The sequence below is a fragment of the Agrilactobacillus fermenti genome, assembly GCF_047943045.1.
In the GTDB taxonomy this organism is placed as follows: Bacteria; Bacillota; Bacilli; order Lactobacillales; family Lactobacillaceae; genus Agrilactobacillus; species Agrilactobacillus fermenti.
In genome coordinates this window covers 2,113,133-2,130,476 of sequence record NZ_CP181347.1, presented here as the reverse complement: position 1 = coordinate 2,130,476, position 17,344 = coordinate 2,113,133, and the positions used below count along the sequence as shown (strand labels likewise).

Here is a 17,344-nt window from a genome sequence, read left to right as displayed (position 1 = left end):
TTACGAGAAAGGCATTTTATTAAATATGAATGAAACAATTGCTCAAGTATGGGCACGAGCTGGTTTTAAGCAACCAACGCCGATTCAAGCGGCTACTTATGAGCCGTTACTGCAAAAACAAAATATTTTAGGGTTGGCTCCAACTGGAACGGGGAAAACTTTGGCATTTAGTTTGCCAATTTTAGAACGTTTGACGCCAGGCGATGGCGGTCAAGTAATCATCTTGGTTTCTTCCCAGGAGTTGGCCCATCAGATTCGCGGTGCTTTGGCACCCTTTGTTCAAGCACTTGGCTTGAAGCAGACGGTTCTAACGGGAAATGCGAACGTCAAACGGCAATTAGAGCATTTAAAACAGAAACCAGAAGTGCTCATTGCCACAGTTGGTCGGCTGATGGAGTTATTGAACAAAGGTAAAGTTAAAGCCAAACATCTTCAGACCGTGATTTTTGATGAGGCCGATGCTTTAATGGTTGATAACGGCCGGGAAAAACTGCAAATGGTGGTGGACCATTTACCCAAGACTTTGCAATTTGCCTTTTTTGGGGCTACGACCTCTGATGATGTCACAGCATTTGCGGCGCAAAATCGCGTGACGCTGACAAAGATCGATGTTCGGCAGCAAGCTGAAGCTGAATCACAAGTCAAGCATTTATTCTTACAGACAAGTGAAAAAGGAAAAGCGGTTGTTTTGAAAGAATTAAGTCGACATAAGCACTTTTATGGTATCGTCTTTTTCCGTCAAAAGAATCAGCTGATCAAAGTGAGTCATATCTTGAACGACTGGCATGTACCTACACTAGTCTTAGATGGCCGTAAAGATTCAATGACTCGGAAAAATGCTTTACAGGATTTTCGCAAGCATCAAGTTAAACTATTGCTGACAACGGACATGGCTGCTCGTGGGTTAGATATTGATAACTTAACGCACGTGATCAACTTTGATATTCCCGAGGATAAGGCAACCTATATTCATCGTAGTGGCCGAACTGGTCGGATGGGTAAGAAGGGGACGGTCTTGAATTTAGGCAATGCCCACGATCAACGGCAGCTTCAACAATTAATTGCCGCAGATATGCCTTTGACACGAGTTTATTTGGTTCAAGGGCAGCTGCAAAATCAGCCGCAAAGTACAGCCGATGCGCCGGCAACAACGACAGTTGAGCAGCCAGATCATAGTAAATCACACGCCACAGGGCATAAAAAACAGGCGTTTGCCAAACAACCAAGGCCTAATAAACCTGCAAATAAGCGCAACAAACACCGGGCTAAAAAATCTAAGGACAAAGGTCGTCCAAAATGGGCTTAAACGGTGTATAATTAACGTAAACATGAAATTAAATTAGTATTAATTAAGATGAAAATGAGGGATCAGGCGTGACGAACGAATCACAAGGCCGACAAAATTTAGATACAGTGATGAATTTGATCGTCAATGGCGGCAATGCTAAGAGCAGTGCCATGGCGGCTATTAAAGCTGCCAAACAACATGACTTTGAGCAGGCTAAGGCTAAATTAGCGGAGGCTGACCAATTCATTCATGACGCCCACCTTGAAGAAACAGCTTTATTGACTACTGAAGCTAGTGGTGAGCCGCTAAATATCACTTTGTTGATGATCCATTCGCAAGATCATATGATGAATGCCATTACCTATCGTGATTTAGCAGCCGAGATCATTGAATTATATGCAAAATTAGATCAAGTGGATGACACCCAGTCAGAGCAGTGAACGATTTAAGGTGATAAAAAATGAAAATTAAACAAATCATGAATATACCTGCAAATTTTTTCTTCAAAACATTGGTTGATCCAGTCATTTATGATTTGAAGCGGTACAAGGGTCGCGATTATCAAGTCAGCGAACTACAAGGCCTCTCTTATATCCGGAAAACTGCTGATAATCAGGACAATAAAATCACCATTATTAAAGTTGTTCCAAATCAGAAGTATAGCTTTATGTCGCAAGTTGGCGGGCTCAGGACGGCAATCAGCTACCAGTTAAAGACGATAGATCCCAAGCACTTTGAATTAACGTATTCTGAGACGACAGCTAGTACAAGTGTCTTTGAGCGCACGAAACATCGTATTAAGCAGGTTGTTGCGGATACGTTGAAGAAACAGAGTCTGCGTAAAGTATGGACTCAGATTGAACAATCTTATTGAACTGAACGATTCATCTTTACAATTAAGGTAATGAATGGCAAAATATGATAAGTATTTGCCATTTTTTTGTCTCCGTAGCTCAGCAGGATAGAGCAACCGCCTCCTAAGCGGTAGGTCGTCAGTTCAATTCTGACCGGGGACATTTATATTTAGCTGAAAGTATACGAATAATAAAATAGGGCCCTCAAACTAGTCATTTCGTTTGAAGGTCCTATTTTTAAATTTCCGCGGTTTTAAGCAAAGCCTGCAGTTCCGTTAAATGCGTCCGAACATAGGCCATAATGTCGGTATTTTGTTGGTTTAACAAGGGCGGCAGATCGTCCAGATCAAAGTAAGCCATAGCTAGAGTTTCGTTGGTGGGTTCAGCGATCAAAGTGCCGCCAATTGGTTTGACCAAGTAATTGACACTGATGGCTTGCGTGATGTCACCATTGGGGTACTTGGTAAAGCCTTGGTCAAACACATGGATCAACTTGATTGGTTTGACTTCTAGGCCGCTATCTTCCAAGACTTCCCGGTGTAATGTGTCGATGAAACTTTCACCGTATTCCATATAACCACCAGGTACACTCCAATTATGGGTATCTGTTCTTTTTTGTAAAAGAATTTGGCCTTGGTCGTTCAAAATAATGCCAGCGACGGCGTTTAGAATGATGGGCATATGGCCTACTTTTGCGCGAATATCATGAATATAATCTGCCATGTTTGCGACTCCTTTTTTGAATATTGTAGCATACATGGCGTTAGCTGATTAGTTGTTCATGTCGGTAGCGGATAGGGGTGCTTTGGCGGTGGTAAAGTGGATCAATAGGCCAATAGCGAGGCCGATCAAAGCGGGGATAAACCAATCTAGGCCATATTGGGCGAAGGGTAAGAATTGATGATCCAACGATAACAAGGCTTGAGCCCAACCACTCTTAGAAATAATAGGCGGAAAGCTGGCTAAGGCGTCTAGGATGGCGGGAATCAAAGTAAAGGCAGTGGTCCATTGGTAAACACGGTGGTCACGACCGAACAGCGGTGAGGCAATGGCTAAGATAATCAAAGTGATTGCCAAAGGATATAAGAACATCAACATGGGTGTGGACCAAGCAATGATCGTATCTAAACCAAAGTTCGCAATGATAAAGGATAATAAACAAGTTAAGAAATTCCATTGTTGATAGCTAAGTTTATGGAAACGTTCATGGAGGGCTTCGGCAAATGAGGTAGATAATCCAGCAGCGGTGGTCATACAAGTCAAAGTGGACATGATACCGAGAATGATCTCACCGGTTAGTCCCATGAAATGATTGGTGATCTGGTTGAATGCAATGCCGCCATCAGCTGAAACTTTGAAATGTGCCAAACTGGTCGCACCAATCCAAATTAAAATGAGATAGATCAAGGCTTCAAGGCCAATACCTAAAATACCAGATTTAATCGTTGTCCAGGAGATGTCTTGGCTGTTTTTGGCACCTAGATGCCGGATAGCTGTGACGATGGCAATCCCGAAGAGCAGACCGGCGATGGCATCCATCGTGTTGTAACCTTGTAAGAAGCCTTGCAGGAAGCTGCCGTGTAAATAGGTCGCTGTGCTAGCAGTTTGCAGGTTTGCTTGGCCCATGGGTTGGGTGAAAGCGATGAAAAAGATGATGGCGAGTAGGGCTAAGAACATCGGATTGAGTAGTTTGCCAATGGTGTCGATAATGCCGGCTGGTTTGCGGGAGATGAAAAAAATGATTGCGAAGAAAATCAATGAATAGATGAACAATGCCAGAGGTTGCTGTGCTTTGGTGATATGGCTTGCGAATGCAATTTGGAAGGGGACAGTGGCTGTTCTAGGGGTGGCGAACAGGGGACCTAAGGTGGCACAGATCAAAATCATTAGGAAAAGAGCATATTTATGTCCGATTGGGCGGGCCAAGTCATAGATGCCAGTACTCTTGGTAATGCTGATGGCAATGATAGCTAATAAGGGTAGTAACGTACCGGTGATTAGGAAACCTAGACCGGCACTAAGCCAGTGATTCCCAGCTAACTGGCCTAGATGGATGGGAAATATGAGATTGCCGGCACCAAAAAACATCCCGAAAAGCATGGAGGCAATAATAAGATAATGCTTAAAACTAAGTTTTGATTCTGTCATGATAGTCGCTCCTTTGAGAAAAATAGATGGGATGATGACGATAAAATGAGAAAAGAGTATTAAAAAAGTCCCTTGAAAGATTTTGCTCTTTCAAGGGACGTCTTAAACGTGTTACCACCCAAATTCATGATCACCTCACGATGATCACCGCGTCATGTACGGCATTAATTGCGATACATTAGTGCGATAGTGGGCACACCCATCAGATACTTCGAATCGTCGCATCTGTCGCTCCAAGGCTACTTTCAATCAATCCCGCTGACTTGTTTCCACTTAGTCAAGTCTCCCTGTAAAGCAAAGATTAATTTACTCTCCTTTTCAACGCTTATTTCTCATTTTTATTTAATGTTACACACATCATAAACACCGAAGATTCGTTTGTCAAGCTCTAATAAAAAAATTTAAGCCCAGTCACCATTTTTAAAAATTGGCATTGTTTTACCTGTTTTAGTGATACCGTCAATGTTCATGTGCGCTGAACCCACCATAAAATCAACGTGGATCAGACTTTGATTTAGCCCTGCAGCCTGTAATTCTAAGGGGTTCATTTTAGTACCATTTTGAATTGAAAATGGATAAGCGGCACCCAAAGCCAGATGATTTGAGGCATTTTCGTCGAAAAGCGTGTTGTAAAAAGTGATACCCGATTGGGAGATCGGGGATGGATCAGGCACAAGAGCCACTTCACCTAGACTTTTTGCGCCAGCGTCAGTTTGCAATAATTGGTCAAGGATTTCTTGCCCTGTTTTGGCAGTTGCTGCGGTTACTTGACCATTTCGAAAAGTAAAGCTAAGGTCCGTCAGCATTTGACCAGCATAACTTAGTGGCTTGGTTGCGTGCACGGTTCCGTCGATGCGCCGATGATCTGGGGCGGTAAAAACTTCTTCCGTCGGCATGTTGGCCATAAAAGCTTCGCCCTGGGCATTGGCACTACTGGCACCTTCCCAAATATGGTTTTTAGGCAGACCAATTGTTAAATCTGTGCCTGGTGCTTGATAGTGTAAAGCGTCAAATTGCATCTGATTCAACCAAGCGGCTTTACGATGAAGTTTTGTATCATGCGCCTGCCAAGCAGCAACAGGGTCGGGTTGATCCACGCGGGTCGTCTTAAAGATTTCTGTCCATAGTGCCCTGACTGCTTCAGTTGTGGCTAAGTCTGGAAAGACAAGTTGCGCCCATTCGGGACTAGCAGCAGCGACAACCGTCCAGCTCACATCGTTATTTTGTGTGATCGACCGCAACCGTTGGTTTATTTGCCCAAGTGCTTTTTGATACGTGTTTAATCGGTTCGAATCAACTTTAGCGAAAGCTTGCGGATCTGCTGACATGACCGAAATGCGCTTTGCCTTATGAGCGATCCAATAATCAATTTTTGCCTTAAGATAATCAGGACCTGCGGATAATCGGGTTAAATCACTTTGACTAATCAAATGGCGCGTAATCGTCGTATCTTGCCAATCAACAATGACTTCAGCGGCACCTAGGCGATAGCTTTCTGAAGTCAGCAAGCGAGCTAAGGGCGCTTGGTCGACAGCGATTTGAATCACAACGGTATCACCTGGTTTTACATTGATGCCTGTTGCAACAATCAAAGCTGCATACTTTTTTAATTGTGTTTCAAAATTTTGATTCATGGGGTAAGCCTCACTTTGCTTAAAATAAGATGAATAATACATTATTATAACGATTTTACGAAACAACGAAAATAATTTGTACTTTGATGCAGCTGATTAAATAACTATTTAGGTAGACAAAATTTGTGAATTTAAATGATAACTATCCCATTACTAAAGCGATAAGACAGTATTTATGGGCTTGAAAGCGCATGACAGTGGTTGTGAGGGTGTCAAGATACTATTATGAATCCTAATAACTACTATTAAAAACCATGTTATTAAATGCACAAATACAGATTAAAAAACAAAAAAATATTGTGTTATCTAGAAACAATGCCTACAATATAATTATAGAGTAGCAGTTGAATTATTATTTTTTTTAGTAAAAACACATTCGAAAAGGAAAAAGGTGAAAATAATGGCTCGTAAAAAAACAATCACACGTCAAAATATTTTAGATGCTGCATTTGAATTAGTACTTGATCAAGGATTTTCTAATTTCACTGCCCGTAATATTGCTAAGTGGATGTCTTGCTCAACCCAACCAATCTATTTAGAGTTTTCTTGTATGGATGAATTAAAACATGCTGTGTTAAAACGGATGCAAGATTATTTAGTAAATGAAGTGTACAACCAGGAATATTGTGATGATGGTTTGATCAATGTTGCACTTTCTTATATCAACTTGGCTAGAACAAATAATAATTTATATAAAGCGGTCTTTGTAGAAGATCACTTTGGCGTAAATACCATGCGTGATTTTACGTATCAATTAGCCTTGAGTAAAGTAGATGATAACCCAGCCGCTAATAACTTGCCCCGTGATCGCAAGCTCAACCTTGTGACTGGCTGCTGGATCATTGCGACAGGGATGGCTTCCTTGATTTCCGCTGGTTATATCGATATTCGTAAGGAACAAATGATCAATATGCTTAAAGCACAGATTCAAGATTTCATTGAAAATGACCGTTTGAATAGCGAACCTTCTAAAATGAATCTATCTCACCTGAAGTTTGATAACAAAAAGGTGAGTAAACTACAATCCTAAAGCAGTAGATAATACGTACGAAACAAGTGGTGTGCCCCCAGAGGTTAGATTGAAAAATTTAATTTCTGAGAGGCACATCATTTTATTTTAAACGCCTTTGCTCGCACTTGTATCATTTTAGGTCAGCTACTTTTTTTGTTGGTTGTCTTTGTTATAATTATAGGGAATAAAATTTAGGATACAGGAGAATTATGTTGAAAAAAATTAAAGTAATGACCGTTTTCGGGACTCGGCCTGAAGCCATAAAAATGGCGCCCTTAGTCTTGAAATTAAAAGAAAATGCGGATCGTTTTGAAACGGTGACGGTTGTCACCGCCCAACATCGACAAATGCTAGATCAAGTTTTAGAAATTTTCCATATTGAACCAGATTATGATCTGAATATCATGAAAGCACGGCAGACGTTAAGTGATATTACCAGTCATGTATTGGTCAAATTAGATGATGTCATTCAAAAAGAACAGCCAGATATTGTCTTAGTCCATGGTGATACGACCACAACTTTTGCGGCTAGTATTTCTGCTTTTTATCATCAAGTGGCAATTGGTCACGTGGAAGCTGGCTTGCGAACTTGGCAGAAGTATTCACCCTACCCCGAAGAGATGAATCGCCAATTGACGGACGTTTTGAGTGATTTATACTTTGCGCCAACCACTAAAAGTGAAGCCAACTTATTGCAAGAAAATCACGACCGAGACCATATTTTTATTACCGGTAATACCGCCATTGATGCGTTAAAACAGACGGTTTCTAAGGATTATCATCACGATATCTTGGATCTGATCGATACAAATAAACGAATGATTTTGGTTACAATGCATCGCCGTGAAAATCAAGGTGAACCGATGAAACGGGTCTTTAAAGTCATGCGTTCGGTTGTTGAAAGCCATGATGATATTGAAATTATCTATCCTGTCCATTTGAACCCCGTTGTTCAAGAGGCGGCAAACGATATTTTGGGCAATCATCCCCGGATTCATTTGATCGATCCTTTAGATGTGGTGGATTTCCATAACCTGGCAGCTCGGAGTTACTTTATCATGACTGATTCCGGGGGTGTCCAAGAAGAAGCGCCATCACTAGGAAAACCCGTTTTGGTTTTACGGGATACGACTGAACGGCCAGAAGGTGTGACCGCCGGGACTTTGAAATTAGTCGGCACCGATCCAAAAAAAGTCCAAGCTGGTATGCTTGAACTTTTAGACGATTCAGCAGCCTATGACCGGATGGCTAATGCCAAGAATCCATACGGTGATGGTCATGCGGCTGAACGTATTCTTGACGCAATGAGCTATTATTTCAAACAGACAACCCAACGACCAAAACCATTTCAATAATCAACGTTTCTTCTGTTGAAATCGGCGGCGGGAGCGATCGAGAGCAGCGCGCATTTTACGTTTATCCTTTTGAAAGACTAAGACGCTGGTACCATAGTTCAATAGACCAACAATCAGTTGGTCTATTATTTTTGCCCAAATACTTGGTAAATGTAACAAACTGATACCAATAAACATGGTTAAGTTATCTACGAAAAATGAAAAAATACGCGAAAGCAAAAAACTAAGAAATTCTTTGAAAAAAGCCCGACTATCAGAGTAACGGCTTTTGAACACTAAGGATTTGTTCGTGAAGAAACTAAATAATAGACCTAAGACCCAAGCAATTGAATTTGCTAGAATATAAGGCAGCCTAAAAAAATGAGCTAGCAGCCAATAAGAAACAATGTTGACTACCGAGCCCAAAAAGCCAAATATCATATATAAAAAGAATGCTTGATGCTTGAGATAAAATTGACGTAATTTAGCCATGAGATTACTGATTCTCTTGAGCCTCAACGAGTTGCTTAGCAAAATTTTCTAAGTTTTCAATGTCATCTTCTTCTGGAGCCAGATCGACTTTGACGACATCAGCTCCTTTGGTGGCACCAGTTTTTTCGAATGCGGCGGCGAAATCATCGATTGATTTGCCGAAATCATCATAAAAAGTATCTCCAGAACCGCAGCAGCCATAGATCTTACCGGATAAATCTTCCTCTAAGAGATCTTCGTAAAAATCAACGGCTTCGTCAGGTAGTTCACCGTCCCCATAGGTGTAAGTGGCGATGACACAAATATCAACATCCTCGAATTCTTCCGCGTCAGCTTGGGAGATCTCGACGGTATCCACATCGACACCAAGATTTTCAAATGCTTCTTCTACGATACCAGCAATTTCTTCATTGTTACCTGTCATACTGGCATAGACGATCTTTGCACTAGCCATGAAATGCCTCCAAATGAATAGTTTACAAATGCCATTATAGCAAATTTGTTTCCCAATAAGATAGTTTTTATAAAGAGAGTGTGACAAAAGGCGCTCAATGACCGAGCACTAACAAGAATCAAGAGAAATGGCGGGCTTTCCATTTGAGTGATTTGCGGTTAGGTGGAGGACATTGCCTTTTGGAACACGTTTAAGAAATAGCAACAAAAGGCGTTCAATGATCGAGCACTAACGAGAATCGCGAGAAATGGTGGGCCTTCCATTTGGAAATTCGCTATTAGCACCGGCGCGCTTGCTAAATGGTGGCTACTGGTGCTTTTATAAAAAACGTATATAATAAATGAGGGATTAATTGAGAATACGGAGGTTTTAGATTTTGATCACACTTAAATCACCTCGGGAGATCGAGGGCATGCGTCAATCAGGCGCACTTTTAGCAGATGTGCATAAGCATTTGCGTGATATTATCAAGCCTGGCATTTCTAGCTGGGAGATCGAAGCTTTTTCTGATAAATATATCACTGATCATGGCGGCACCCCATCTGAAAAGGGCTTTGAAGGTTACAAATACGCCACTTGTGTTTGTGTAAATGACGAAGTAGCCCATGCCATTCCACGCAAAGACTTGATCTTGAAAAATGGCGATATTGTCAAAGTAGATATGACGGTTGAATTGAATGGTTACCAAAGTGATTCTTGCTGGGCCTATGCTGTAGGCGATGTTAGTGATGATATCAAACGGCTTATGGCTGTCACGCATAAGGCCTTGTACCTTGGTATTGACGCCGCAGTTGTAGGGAACCGCATTGGTGATATTGGTCATGCGATCCAACAATATGTAGAAGTCGAAAACGATATGGGTGATGTGCGTGAATTGATTGGACATGGCATTCAGCCAACCATGCACGAAGCACCTAATGTGCCCCATTATGGTGAAGCGGGCAAGGGTTTACGGCTTAAAGAAGGTATGACGATCACGATCGAACCAATGGTTAACTTGGGCACTTGGGAGATTGCGCCCAAAGTAGTCCCTGGGGATACTTGGGAATATTATGTTTCTGCTGATGGCACGCCTTCTTGTCAGTATGAACATACTCTGGCAATCACGAAAGACGGTCCAAAAATCTTGACCTCACAAGACCCGGAATTTGATGCTAAGTATTTGTAGTATGAGACAAAGAGACGCAGTATCAACGCATTTGAATAATAAATAGCCGTAATTAACAGGTGGCTGAAAATAAAACGTGAGTTTTGTTTTCAGTCACCTATTTGTTTGTGAACGATTAAATTTAAACGTGTTCCAAAAAGCAACACGCGCACCTTTTTGTATTCGGAATTTTGGTTATTAAAAATAACTAAGTGACAAAAATAATATAAAAATATATCTAAAGTTGAATTGGACTAACTTTTACGAAAGCTCTACTAATGATAGACGATTCTTTTTTGGGGGATTGGTATGGTACATAGTAGAAGGCGAATTAGATTTGTCTTAGGTATTATTTTAATGTGTGGATTTCTGCTTTTGCCAGCTCAGAATGTCAAAGCAGCTAGTGATAACTTGGCTGCCACAGCCAAATCTAGTGCTTCAAGTTCAGTAGTGCAAAAAGTCAGCAATACTAAGGCCATTCCGACAACGTCAAGTTTGCCAACCTTGCCTAAGGCCTTACCAAGTAGTGTCCTAGCGCAACAAATACAGCCTCAGCAAAATATATCAGCTGGCGCAATGACTTTTATGACTTTTTTACGGCAAAGTTTGGCTTCTGTTTCAACGATGACAACTGCTGTCAGTAACACGTCCTTGACTGCTGGTCAGGTAGATCATTCAACGGAATTGGCGGCAACTGATAGTGATTATGCAGGTTTTAAAAATGCCAATCCGCCTGAAGCTAATAACCCTAGCTATCGTGAGTATCAATTGACGGATTTAACCACTAAAACGCTGACTGTAAAATTGGTGTCTGGAACAGATACGACTGGTGATGCCCTAAATTTGACTAAGTTGAGTACCGCTGATTTGGGTCGTTTAACAGCGGGGAGTTTTACCGTCGAAACACCAGATACCACTGACAAATTAACGGCCGCAGATGTGAGTCTTAGCTATGATAGCAGCCAGCACCAGCTTAGTCTTACTTTAACAGATCAAGCCTTAATGAAAACTAACGGTGCCGGGACGCAATTGAAACTCGGTATCAAAACGACTACTTCTCCGGTTAAAACAGACACGGCAGTCATTGGTATCTGGCGGAATTATGTGATGAGTCCCCTTGTGAGCCTTAATATCAGTAGCCAATATAATTTACAATTTATGTTAAATAACGGCAGTGACAGTGTTGACGATACGAATCCATCAGTTTCGGCGGATCCAATTGGTACGGCAATACCTAATTTTAATTTGCTGGACAAAGCTAATGAAAATAGCATAATTGATACCATGTTTAGGGGGGATAAAATTGCTACTTGGGCCGGAGTTTCTAATTTATTTTATGGAGCAGATAGCAGTGTGCCAAACAGGGCAAATCAACTAAATCCTGCTAGTCATGAGTTGGTGCAAAGAGATCCTAATGACCCCAATCGAATTTTAGTTCAATTTGATACTGACCCCAGCAGTGGGATGAATCTGCGTTTACGCATGTTTTTGGTCTTGGAAGTTTCGCAAAGTAACGATGCGGTCACAATTAAACAGAAATTATCAACTATAGTACGGATAGTTCCGGCAAGGGCATCACCACGCCAAGTTTATGGATGTATCGTAAATATGATACAGACTTAAATGGTACAGATTCTGTGCCTATTTACTATTCAGATTTGGTGCACGATGGCCCTAACAAAGGCAAACCTAAAGGCTTATATTTTCAAAACTCAGGGGAACCTTATCGCATGAGCTTTGACTTTTCCGGTACCACTGGACCTGCTGGGTAGGCGGGAGATAATTACGATGCGGATCCTTTTACGTCTCCAACAGATCCAGATCAGAATACAACGGGACACAATCCAGATGATGTTTCCTTTAATAATGGCGATTCAGAGATTGTAATGCTCTGGTCGCCGAACCAAATTGGGGCCATTCCCTTTGGTGGTGAAAGTCAATCCTTTGGGTTCACCGCTTCAGCCACTGATGCCAGTGCGCCCCAGTTGCGGACCACGATGGATAATTTGGAGTACAATCATGCTTTAACCGAAACAACATTACCACCGATCAAAATGAGCGGTTCCGTTTCAGATATTGATAGTTCACAAGTTTCAATTTATTATGCGATCGATAAAGATATCAAGCCTAGTACCGCCGCTGCGAATCCAACGCGACAATTAACGACCGTTACCTTGGGAGAGAATGACAATACCGCGCGGAATTGGGTTCCGTTTCCTGGCCCACAATCGTCAAAAAGTGTGCCAGTGATCGATAATCAACAGGATTTAAGAACATTAGCTTCTGAGAGTACGGACGGACATACGATCACGTTATATGCTTTTGACAATGGGACACCTAATAAAATATCCAATATTCAAATCATTCATGTGTTAGCAAATGTACACACAACTTTACATTACTATGACTTGGCAGATAGCAATAAAACCGATCTGTTACCACCTAAGACACTGGTAGGCATCAAGGGTAAGGCTTATGATTTGACGAATAAGACCTATTTTCCGAACCCAATTATCACCGCCAATGCTCAGTATGATCTTTTACCACGCACAAGTAGTGACTGGCCGAGTTCGGTAGATGGCACCTTCAAGGCTGACTTACCAAGCGTTTGGATTCCATACCGCAAGAATCCAGGAACATTTGGTTTCAACAAAACACCTGACTTATACTTTGGGCGCCATGCTATAAACCGAAAACAGCAACCAACTTATAAGATAGCTTCAGAGGATAACCCCTTGATCGTTGAGGATAATACGGGGAATCCTGTTTGGAAATTACAAATGCAGGCATCTGACTTTAAATCGGCAGCAGCGAATGCGACTGCATTACCTGTATCTATGATGCAATATTTACGGAACGATAATAGTGTCATTAAGCTTTCCCATGAGCCACAAGAAATTGCTCGTTATGTTAATCTTGAAGATCAGTCGACCTCTTTGGGAAATGATCGTTTGACGAACTTTGACAATGTTTGGTGGTCAGACCCAGCAACTAAAAAGCAACAAGTCCAAGGTCCTGAGATCGTTCAACCAGAGGGCGCCACATTGAAACCGGGAAAATATCACGCTGATGTGACTTGGACGTTGCAAAACACAATCGATTGACACATAGTCCACAGTATCAAAAAAAGCCCCATGCACGCACAAACTTCAATTTACAGGCTCCCTATGGGTGCGGTAATATTGAGAGTAAGACAAAAGGCGCTGCCCTTTGGAACACGTTTAAAATTAATTGTTCGCGAAACAAAAAGTGAGAGTGAGACAAAAGGCGTTCAGTGGCCGAGCACTAACAAGAGTCACGATAAATGGTGGGCTTTTCCATTTGAGTGATTCGTAGTTAAGTGAGGACATTGCCTTTTGGAACACGTTTAAGCAATAAATATTCGTAATTAACAAGTGGCTGAAAACAAAACGTTAGTTTTGTCCCAGCCACGATTAGTAATGGGGTTTTGTCATGTCATTTAAGACAAAAGCAACTCAGTTTTTACAACAAAGTAAAACATTGATCAGTGAATTAACGCAACGGAGCAGTGCCACAGAGATTGGTAATAATGCTAAAGTCATCACTTACTTCGTCTTATTTTCAGTTTTTCCATTTATTATTTTCTTAGGTAATTTATTACCCTTATTGCATTTAAATGTGGAAAATATTATGACTTATGTGAATTACGCCATTCCTGGTCAGCTAGCCAAGACACTGTCACCGATCATCAAGCGCCTTTTGACCAATGGCTCAGGGGGGATTGCCTCAATCAGTGGTTTAGCCGCCTTGTGGGGCGCTAGTCGTGGTTTTAATATTGTCCGGCAATCCGTGAACAAAGCTTATCAAGTGGATCCGCAATATGGGGATACGGCAGTGGTCAACGCGATTATCCGGCGCTTAGTCGCTTTTTTGTTTACATTTGGGATAGTCCTTGTTATTTTTGCATTATCCATTGTATTCATCTTTGGTCAGCGGTTTTTAGAATGGGTTTTGCCAATTTTTAAGCTACCGAGTACAATTTTAGATATATTCACGCGTTGGCGTTGGCCGGTTGTTGGGATTGGTTTGTTTGTGGTGATGTGGCTGATGTATTACTTTCTGCCTAGTGCCAAAATTAAGTTTGTCAGTGTTTTCCCAGGAACGATTGTGACCACCGTGAGCTGGCTCGCAATTTCGCAAGCTTTTTCGTTTTATGTGACCCATTTTGGCCAGTGGGATTCTTATGGGACATTGGGCGTTTTTGTCATTTTGTTATTGTGGATGAATATCATTGCGATGGTATTTATGTTTGGGGCAATTTTGAATGCTATTTTTCAAGAACGCCGTTTTGGGCCAATCAAAGTACGCAGCTTAGAGAATCAACGCCGTAAACTGGTGGGGCACAAGGCTAAATGATGATTCATTAATAATTCGCTAAATATTCTGTCATTCTTAATAAAACGTATACAAACATTTATTTTTTAATGCTATGATTAGTTCATAGTAAATAACTTAGAAGAAGGTTTTTGTGCATGAAAGTACGTAAAGCAGTTATTCCCGCCGCAGGATTAGGCACTCGTTTTTTACCCGCTACTAAAGCTATGGCTAAAGAAATGCTGCCGATCGTCGATAAACCGACGATTCAATTTATTGTTGAAGAGGCTAAAGCTTCTGGCATCGAAGATATTCTGATCATTACTGGTAAAGCTAAGCGGCCAATTGAAGATCACTTTGATTCCGCACCTGAATTGGAACAAAACCTAGAGTCAAAAAATAAGACCAAACTATTGAAGTTGGTCCGCGAAACGACTAATTTAGGGGTCAATTTATTCTTTATTCGCCAATCTTATCCAAAGGGCTTAGGGGACGCGGTCCACTTAGCTAAATCATTTGTGGCAGATGAACCTTTTGTTGTTATGCTAGGCGATGACTTGATGCGTGACAAAGTGCCATTAACAAAGCAGTTGATCAATGATTATAATGAAACGCACGCCTCAACACTTGCAGTTATGAAAGTACCACATAATGAAGTCAACAAGTATGGTGTGATCAAGCCGAGCGGTAAGATGAAAGACGACTTATATAATGTTGAAAGTTTTGTTGAAAAGCCAGATGTTGATAAGGCGCCAAGTGATTTAGCCATCATTGGCCGTTATTTGTTGACCCCTGAAATTTTCACTATTTTAGATACACAAAAACCTGGTGCCGGTAATGAGATCCAATTAACGGACGCCATCAATACCCTTAATAAGACACAACGGGTGTTTGCCCATGAATTTAAAGGCAAACGATATGATGTCGGTAATAAATTCGGCTATCTGCAAACTTCAATTGAATATGGCTTGGAACATCCTGAAGTTAAAGATCAGTTGCGCGCTTATTTGAAAGACTTAGCCAAGACGTTGAAATAACTTTTTTACTTGATTAATGCTTTACCATTTTCAAGACGAAAGCCAAATACTGGCCGGAGTTGTTGCTTATCTGTTTGGATATATAGCAGATAAGATAACAACTCCTTTTTTTGTAGTAATACCCACAACTCCCACTGTTGTCGGGGCCGTTGCTTAATAGTCGTCGTTAAATATAACAGCTCATTTTCGATTTTAAAATCATTTATTGGTATAATGGCCTTATCATCAGCTTCGTAGTAAAATGTGGTCTTACGATTGAGTGAACGGATGAGGGCTAAAAAATCCAAAACACGCATGAAACCACCCTTTATTAATTGATTTTTACTAATCTATTCCATAATTTGGTAACTATAGATATAATTGTAATGTTAGTCGATTTGTGATATTTTAATGCTTCATTTAACATAAAAAGCGAGGTTGAACATGGATAAAGTCGTAATTGCTGGTGCTAAACGGACACCAATTGGTAAGCTTGGCGGTCAATTTGCACAGTTATCTGCGGTAGATTTAGGAACAGCTGCGGCTAAAGCAGCAGTTGCATCAAGTGGCATTGATGCTGACTTGATTGATCAAGCCGTTTTTGGCAATGTCTTGCAAGCCGGTTCAGGACAGAATGTTGCCCGACAAATTGCCTTAAATACGGGTATGTCGGTCACCAGCACCGCCATGACGATCAATGAGGTCTGTGGCTCTGGTCTAAAAGCGGTTCGTTTGGGACAAGCTGCCATTGCCATGGGCGACGCCGAGGTTGTTTTGGTCGGCGGCACTGAGAGTATGTCTCAAGCCCCATTCCTAGCAAATATTCGTTTTGGCCAGACGATCGGTAATGCGCCTTTGGTCGATAGTATGGTTCACGATGGTTTAACGGACAGTTTTTCTCATAAGCATATGGGTTTAACCGCTGAAAATGTGGCAGAAACGTTCCATATTGACCGGGAAATCCAAGATGCATTTGCCGCTGAATCTCAGCACAAAGCGGCTACGGCGACAGCTGCAGGTTGGTTTGATGGGGAAATAACGCCAGTCACGGTTTATGACCGTAAAGGCCGTGCCCAGACGATCACAAAGGACGAAGGTATTCGGCCTGATACAACACCAGAGATCTTAGCCCACTTAAAACCTAGTTTTAAAGCAGATGGCACGGTCACTGCAGGCAATGCTTCTGGTATCAATGACGGGGCATCGGCTTTGATTTTGATGTCTGAAAGTAAAGCCAAAGCATTGGGCATACCTTATCTGGCCACAATTGACGATTTTGTGGAAGTGGGGATCGATCCAGCAATTATGGGTTATTCGCCAGTCATGGCTATTGAGAAATTATTGCAAAAACAAGCAGATCAACCGGAAGATATTGATTTATATGAAATCAATGAAGCTTTCGCTTCCCAATCAGTAGCCGTTGCTCGAGATCTAAAACTACCATCGGACCGGATTAATGTGGCTGGTGGCGCGATTGCGTTAGGCCATCCAATTGGCGCGTCGGGGGCTCGTATTTTAACTACTTTACTATACCAATTAAAACGTACAAATCAAATAACTGGGTTAGCAGCTCTTTGTGTTGGTGGTGGCTTGGGTGTTGCGATGAAAGTTTCACGAAACGAAGGGTAGT

At 41.5% G+C, this 17,344-nt stretch carries 18 protein-coding genes, 1 tRNA gene and 1 other annotated feature; of the genes, 13 read left to right on the top strand and 6 right to left on the bottom strand.

From position 1 onward, the window contains the following. Positions 1-25 precede the first annotated feature (25 nt). From ACNAN0_RS10685 to ACNAN0_RS10670, 4 genes are all read left to right on the top strand, one after another. A complete protein-coding gene (locus ACNAN0_RS10685; RefSeq protein WP_230912393.1) occupies positions 26-1,306 on the top strand; it encodes a DEAD/DEAH box helicase in 1,281 nt (426 codons plus the stop codon). A gap of 110 nt (positions 1,307-1,416) precedes the next feature. After that, a complete protein-coding gene (locus tag ACNAN0_RS10680; protein WP_230912438.1) occupies positions 1,417-1,728 on the top strand; it encodes a PTS lactose/cellobiose transporter subunit IIA in 312 nt (103 codons plus the stop codon). A gap of 20 nt (positions 1,729-1,748) precedes the next feature. Continuing rightward, on the top strand, positions 1,749-2,162 hold the full coding sequence (locus ACNAN0_RS10675; RefSeq protein ID WP_230912394.1) for a DUF3284 domain-containing protein: 414 nt from the start codon (positions 1,749-1,751) through the stop codon (positions 2,160-2,162). Positions 2,163-2,230: 68 nt separating this feature from the next. After that, a tRNA-Arg gene (locus ACNAN0_RS10670) sits at positions 2,231-2,304 on the top strand. A gap of 75 nt (positions 2,305-2,379) precedes the next feature. Here ACNAN0_RS10670 and ACNAN0_RS10665 read toward each other — a convergent pair. The 3 genes from ACNAN0_RS10665 to ACNAN0_RS10655 all read right to left on the bottom strand — a co-directional run bounded on the left by ACNAN0_RS10665 (position 2,380) and on the right by ACNAN0_RS10655 (position 5,924). Further along, positions 2,380-2,865, bottom strand: a complete 486-nt coding sequence (locus ACNAN0_RS10665) for an NUDIX hydrolase (protein ID WP_416353262.1) — start codon at positions 2,863-2,865, stop codon at positions 2,380-2,382. A 48-nt stretch (positions 2,866-2,913) separates the two neighbouring features. Further along, complete coding sequence (gene brnQ / locus ACNAN0_RS10660; RefSeq protein WP_416354193.1) at positions 2,914-4,293, bottom strand: branched-chain amino acid transport system II carrier protein; 1,380 nt, start codon at positions 4,291-4,293, stop codon at positions 2,914-2,916. Positions 4,294-4,380: 87 nt separating this feature from the next. Then, positions 4,381-4,621, bottom strand: a binding site (T-box leader). 70 nt (positions 4,622-4,691) lie between these two features. Next, complete coding sequence (locus ACNAN0_RS10655; RefSeq protein ID WP_416353261.1) at positions 4,692-5,924, bottom strand: aminopeptidase; 1,233 nt, start codon at positions 5,922-5,924, stop codon at positions 4,692-4,694. A gap of 400 nt (positions 5,925-6,324) precedes the next feature. Between ACNAN0_RS10655 and ACNAN0_RS10650 the strand changes: the two genes are divergently transcribed. Continuing rightward, complete coding sequence (locus tag ACNAN0_RS10650; RefSeq protein WP_416353260.1) at positions 6,325-6,954, top strand: TetR/AcrR family transcriptional regulator; 630 nt, start codon at positions 6,325-6,327, stop codon at positions 6,952-6,954. Between the two features lie 194 nt (positions 6,955-7,148). Next, entirely contained in the window at positions 7,149-8,291 is a 1,143-nt protein-coding gene (gene wecB / locus ACNAN0_RS10645; protein WP_330166057.1) for a non-hydrolyzing UDP-N-acetylglucosamine 2-epimerase, read from the top strand. On the opposite strand, the gene ACNAN0_RS10640 is transcribed toward wecB, so the two are convergent. Beyond that, positions 8,292-8,762 (bottom strand): GtrA family protein, encoded by a 471-nt coding sequence (locus ACNAN0_RS10640; RefSeq protein WP_416353259.1) that lies wholly within the window; start codon positions 8,760-8,762, stop codon positions 8,292-8,294. It abuts the gene before it with no gap. Positions 8,763-8,766: 4 nt separating this feature from the next. After that, entirely contained in the window at positions 8,767-9,216 is a 450-nt protein-coding gene (locus ACNAN0_RS10635; RefSeq protein ID WP_230912400.1) for a flavodoxin, read from the bottom strand. A gap of 376 nt (positions 9,217-9,592) precedes the next feature. On the opposite strand from ACNAN0_RS10635, the gene map reads away from it, so the two are divergent. From map to galU, 6 genes are all read left to right on the top strand, one after another. Continuing rightward, positions 9,593-10,384, top strand: coding sequence for a type I methionyl aminopeptidase (map, locus tag ACNAN0_RS10630; protein ID WP_416353258.1), 792 nt, complete (start codon positions 9,593-9,595; stop codon positions 10,382-10,384). A gap of 288 nt (positions 10,385-10,672) precedes the next feature. Then, positions 10,673-11,986: a hypothetical protein gene (locus ACNAN0_RS10625; RefSeq protein ID WP_416353257.1), complete on the top strand. Its 1,314-nt coding sequence runs from the start codon at positions 10,673-10,675 to the stop codon at positions 11,984-11,986. Then, a complete protein-coding gene (locus ACNAN0_RS10620; protein WP_416353256.1) occupies positions 11,959-12,135 on the top strand; it encodes a hypothetical protein in 177 nt (58 codons plus the stop codon). Before ACNAN0_RS10625 ends, ACNAN0_RS10620 begins: the two co-directional genes overlap by 28 nt. 114 nt (positions 12,136-12,249) lie before the next feature. Next, entirely contained in the window at positions 12,250-13,467 is a 1,218-nt protein-coding gene (locus ACNAN0_RS10615; protein ID WP_416353255.1) for a WxL domain-containing protein, read from the top strand. A gap of 349 nt (positions 13,468-13,816) precedes the next feature. After that, positions 13,817-14,740, top strand: coding sequence for a YihY/virulence factor BrkB family protein (locus tag ACNAN0_RS10610; RefSeq protein ID WP_230912403.1), 924 nt, complete (start codon positions 13,817-13,819; stop codon positions 14,738-14,740). A gap of 116 nt (positions 14,741-14,856) precedes the next feature. Continuing rightward, positions 14,857-15,735 carry a UTP--glucose-1-phosphate uridylyltransferase GalU gene (gene galU / locus ACNAN0_RS10605; RefSeq protein ID WP_230912404.1) on the top strand — a complete coding sequence of 293 codons (879 nt, stop codon included), beginning with the start codon at positions 14,857-14,859 and terminating at the stop codon, positions 15,733-15,735. Between the two features lie 5 nt (positions 15,736-15,740). Here the strand turns inward: galU and ACNAN0_RS10600 are convergent, their stop codons facing one another. Then, positions 15,741-16,031, bottom strand: a complete 291-nt coding sequence (locus ACNAN0_RS10600) for a hypothetical protein (RefSeq protein WP_230912405.1) — start codon at positions 16,029-16,031, stop codon at positions 15,741-15,743. Between the two features lie 127 nt (positions 16,032-16,158). Here ACNAN0_RS10600 and ACNAN0_RS10595 point away from each other — a divergent pair, with 127 nt between their 5' ends. Further along, a complete protein-coding gene (locus ACNAN0_RS10595; protein WP_416353254.1) occupies positions 16,159-17,343 on the top strand; it encodes an acetyl-CoA C-acetyltransferase in 1,185 nt (394 codons plus the stop codon). The last annotated feature ends 1 nt before the right edge of the window (position 17,344 follow it).

Bases quoted from the DNA above. Each gene is read 5' to 3' on its own strand.
- ACNAN0_RS10685 (WP_230912393.1), top strand. From the start codon at position 26: ATGAATGAAACAATTGCTCAAGTATGGGCACGAGCTGGTTTTAAGCAA.
- ACNAN0_RS10680 (WP_230912438.1), top strand. From the start codon at position 1,417: ATGAATTTGATCGTCAATGGCGGCAATGCTAAGAGCAGTGCCATGGCG.
- ACNAN0_RS10675 (WP_230912394.1), top strand. From the start codon at position 1,749: ATGAAAATTAAACAAATCATGAATATACCTGCAAATTTTTTCTTCAAA.
- ACNAN0_RS10665 (WP_416353262.1), bottom strand. From the start codon at position 2,865: ATGGCAGATTATATTCATGATATTCGCGCAAAAGTAGGCCATATGCCC.
- ACNAN0_RS10655 (WP_416353261.1), bottom strand. From the start codon at position 5,924: ATGAATCAAAATTTTGAAACACAATTAAAAAAGTATGCAGCTTTGATT.
- ACNAN0_RS10650 (WP_416353260.1), top strand. From the start codon at position 6,325: ATGGCTCGTAAAAAAACAATCACACGTCAAAATATTTTAGATGCTGCA.
- ACNAN0_RS10640 (WP_416353259.1), bottom strand. From the start codon at position 8,762: ATGGCTAAATTACGTCAATTTTATCTCAAGCATCAAGCATTCTTTTTA.
- ACNAN0_RS10635 (WP_230912400.1), bottom strand. From the start codon at position 9,216: ATGGCTAGTGCAAAGATCGTCTATGCCAGTATGACAGGTAACAATGAA.
- ACNAN0_RS10625 (WP_416353257.1), top strand. From the start codon at position 10,673: ATGGTACATAGTAGAAGGCGAATTAGATTTGTCTTAGGTATTATTTTA.
- ACNAN0_RS10620 (WP_416353256.1), top strand. From the start codon at position 11,959: ATGTATCGTAAATATGATACAGACTTAAATGGTACAGATTCTGTGCCT.
- ACNAN0_RS10615 (WP_416353255.1), top strand. From the start codon at position 12,250: ATGCTCTGGTCGCCGAACCAAATTGGGGCCATTCCCTTTGGTGGTGAA.
- ACNAN0_RS10610 (WP_230912403.1), top strand. From the start codon at position 13,817: ATGTCATTTAAGACAAAAGCAACTCAGTTTTTACAACAAAGTAAAACA.
- galU (WP_230912404.1), top strand. From the start codon at position 14,857: ATGAAAGTACGTAAAGCAGTTATTCCCGCCGCAGGATTAGGCACTCGT.
- ACNAN0_RS10600 (WP_230912405.1), bottom strand. From the start codon at position 16,031: ATGCGTGTTTTGGATTTTTTAGCCCTCATCCGTTCACTCAATCGTAAG.
- ACNAN0_RS10595 (WP_416353254.1), top strand. From the start codon at position 16,159: ATGGATAAAGTCGTAATTGCTGGTGCTAAACGGACACCAATTGGTAAG.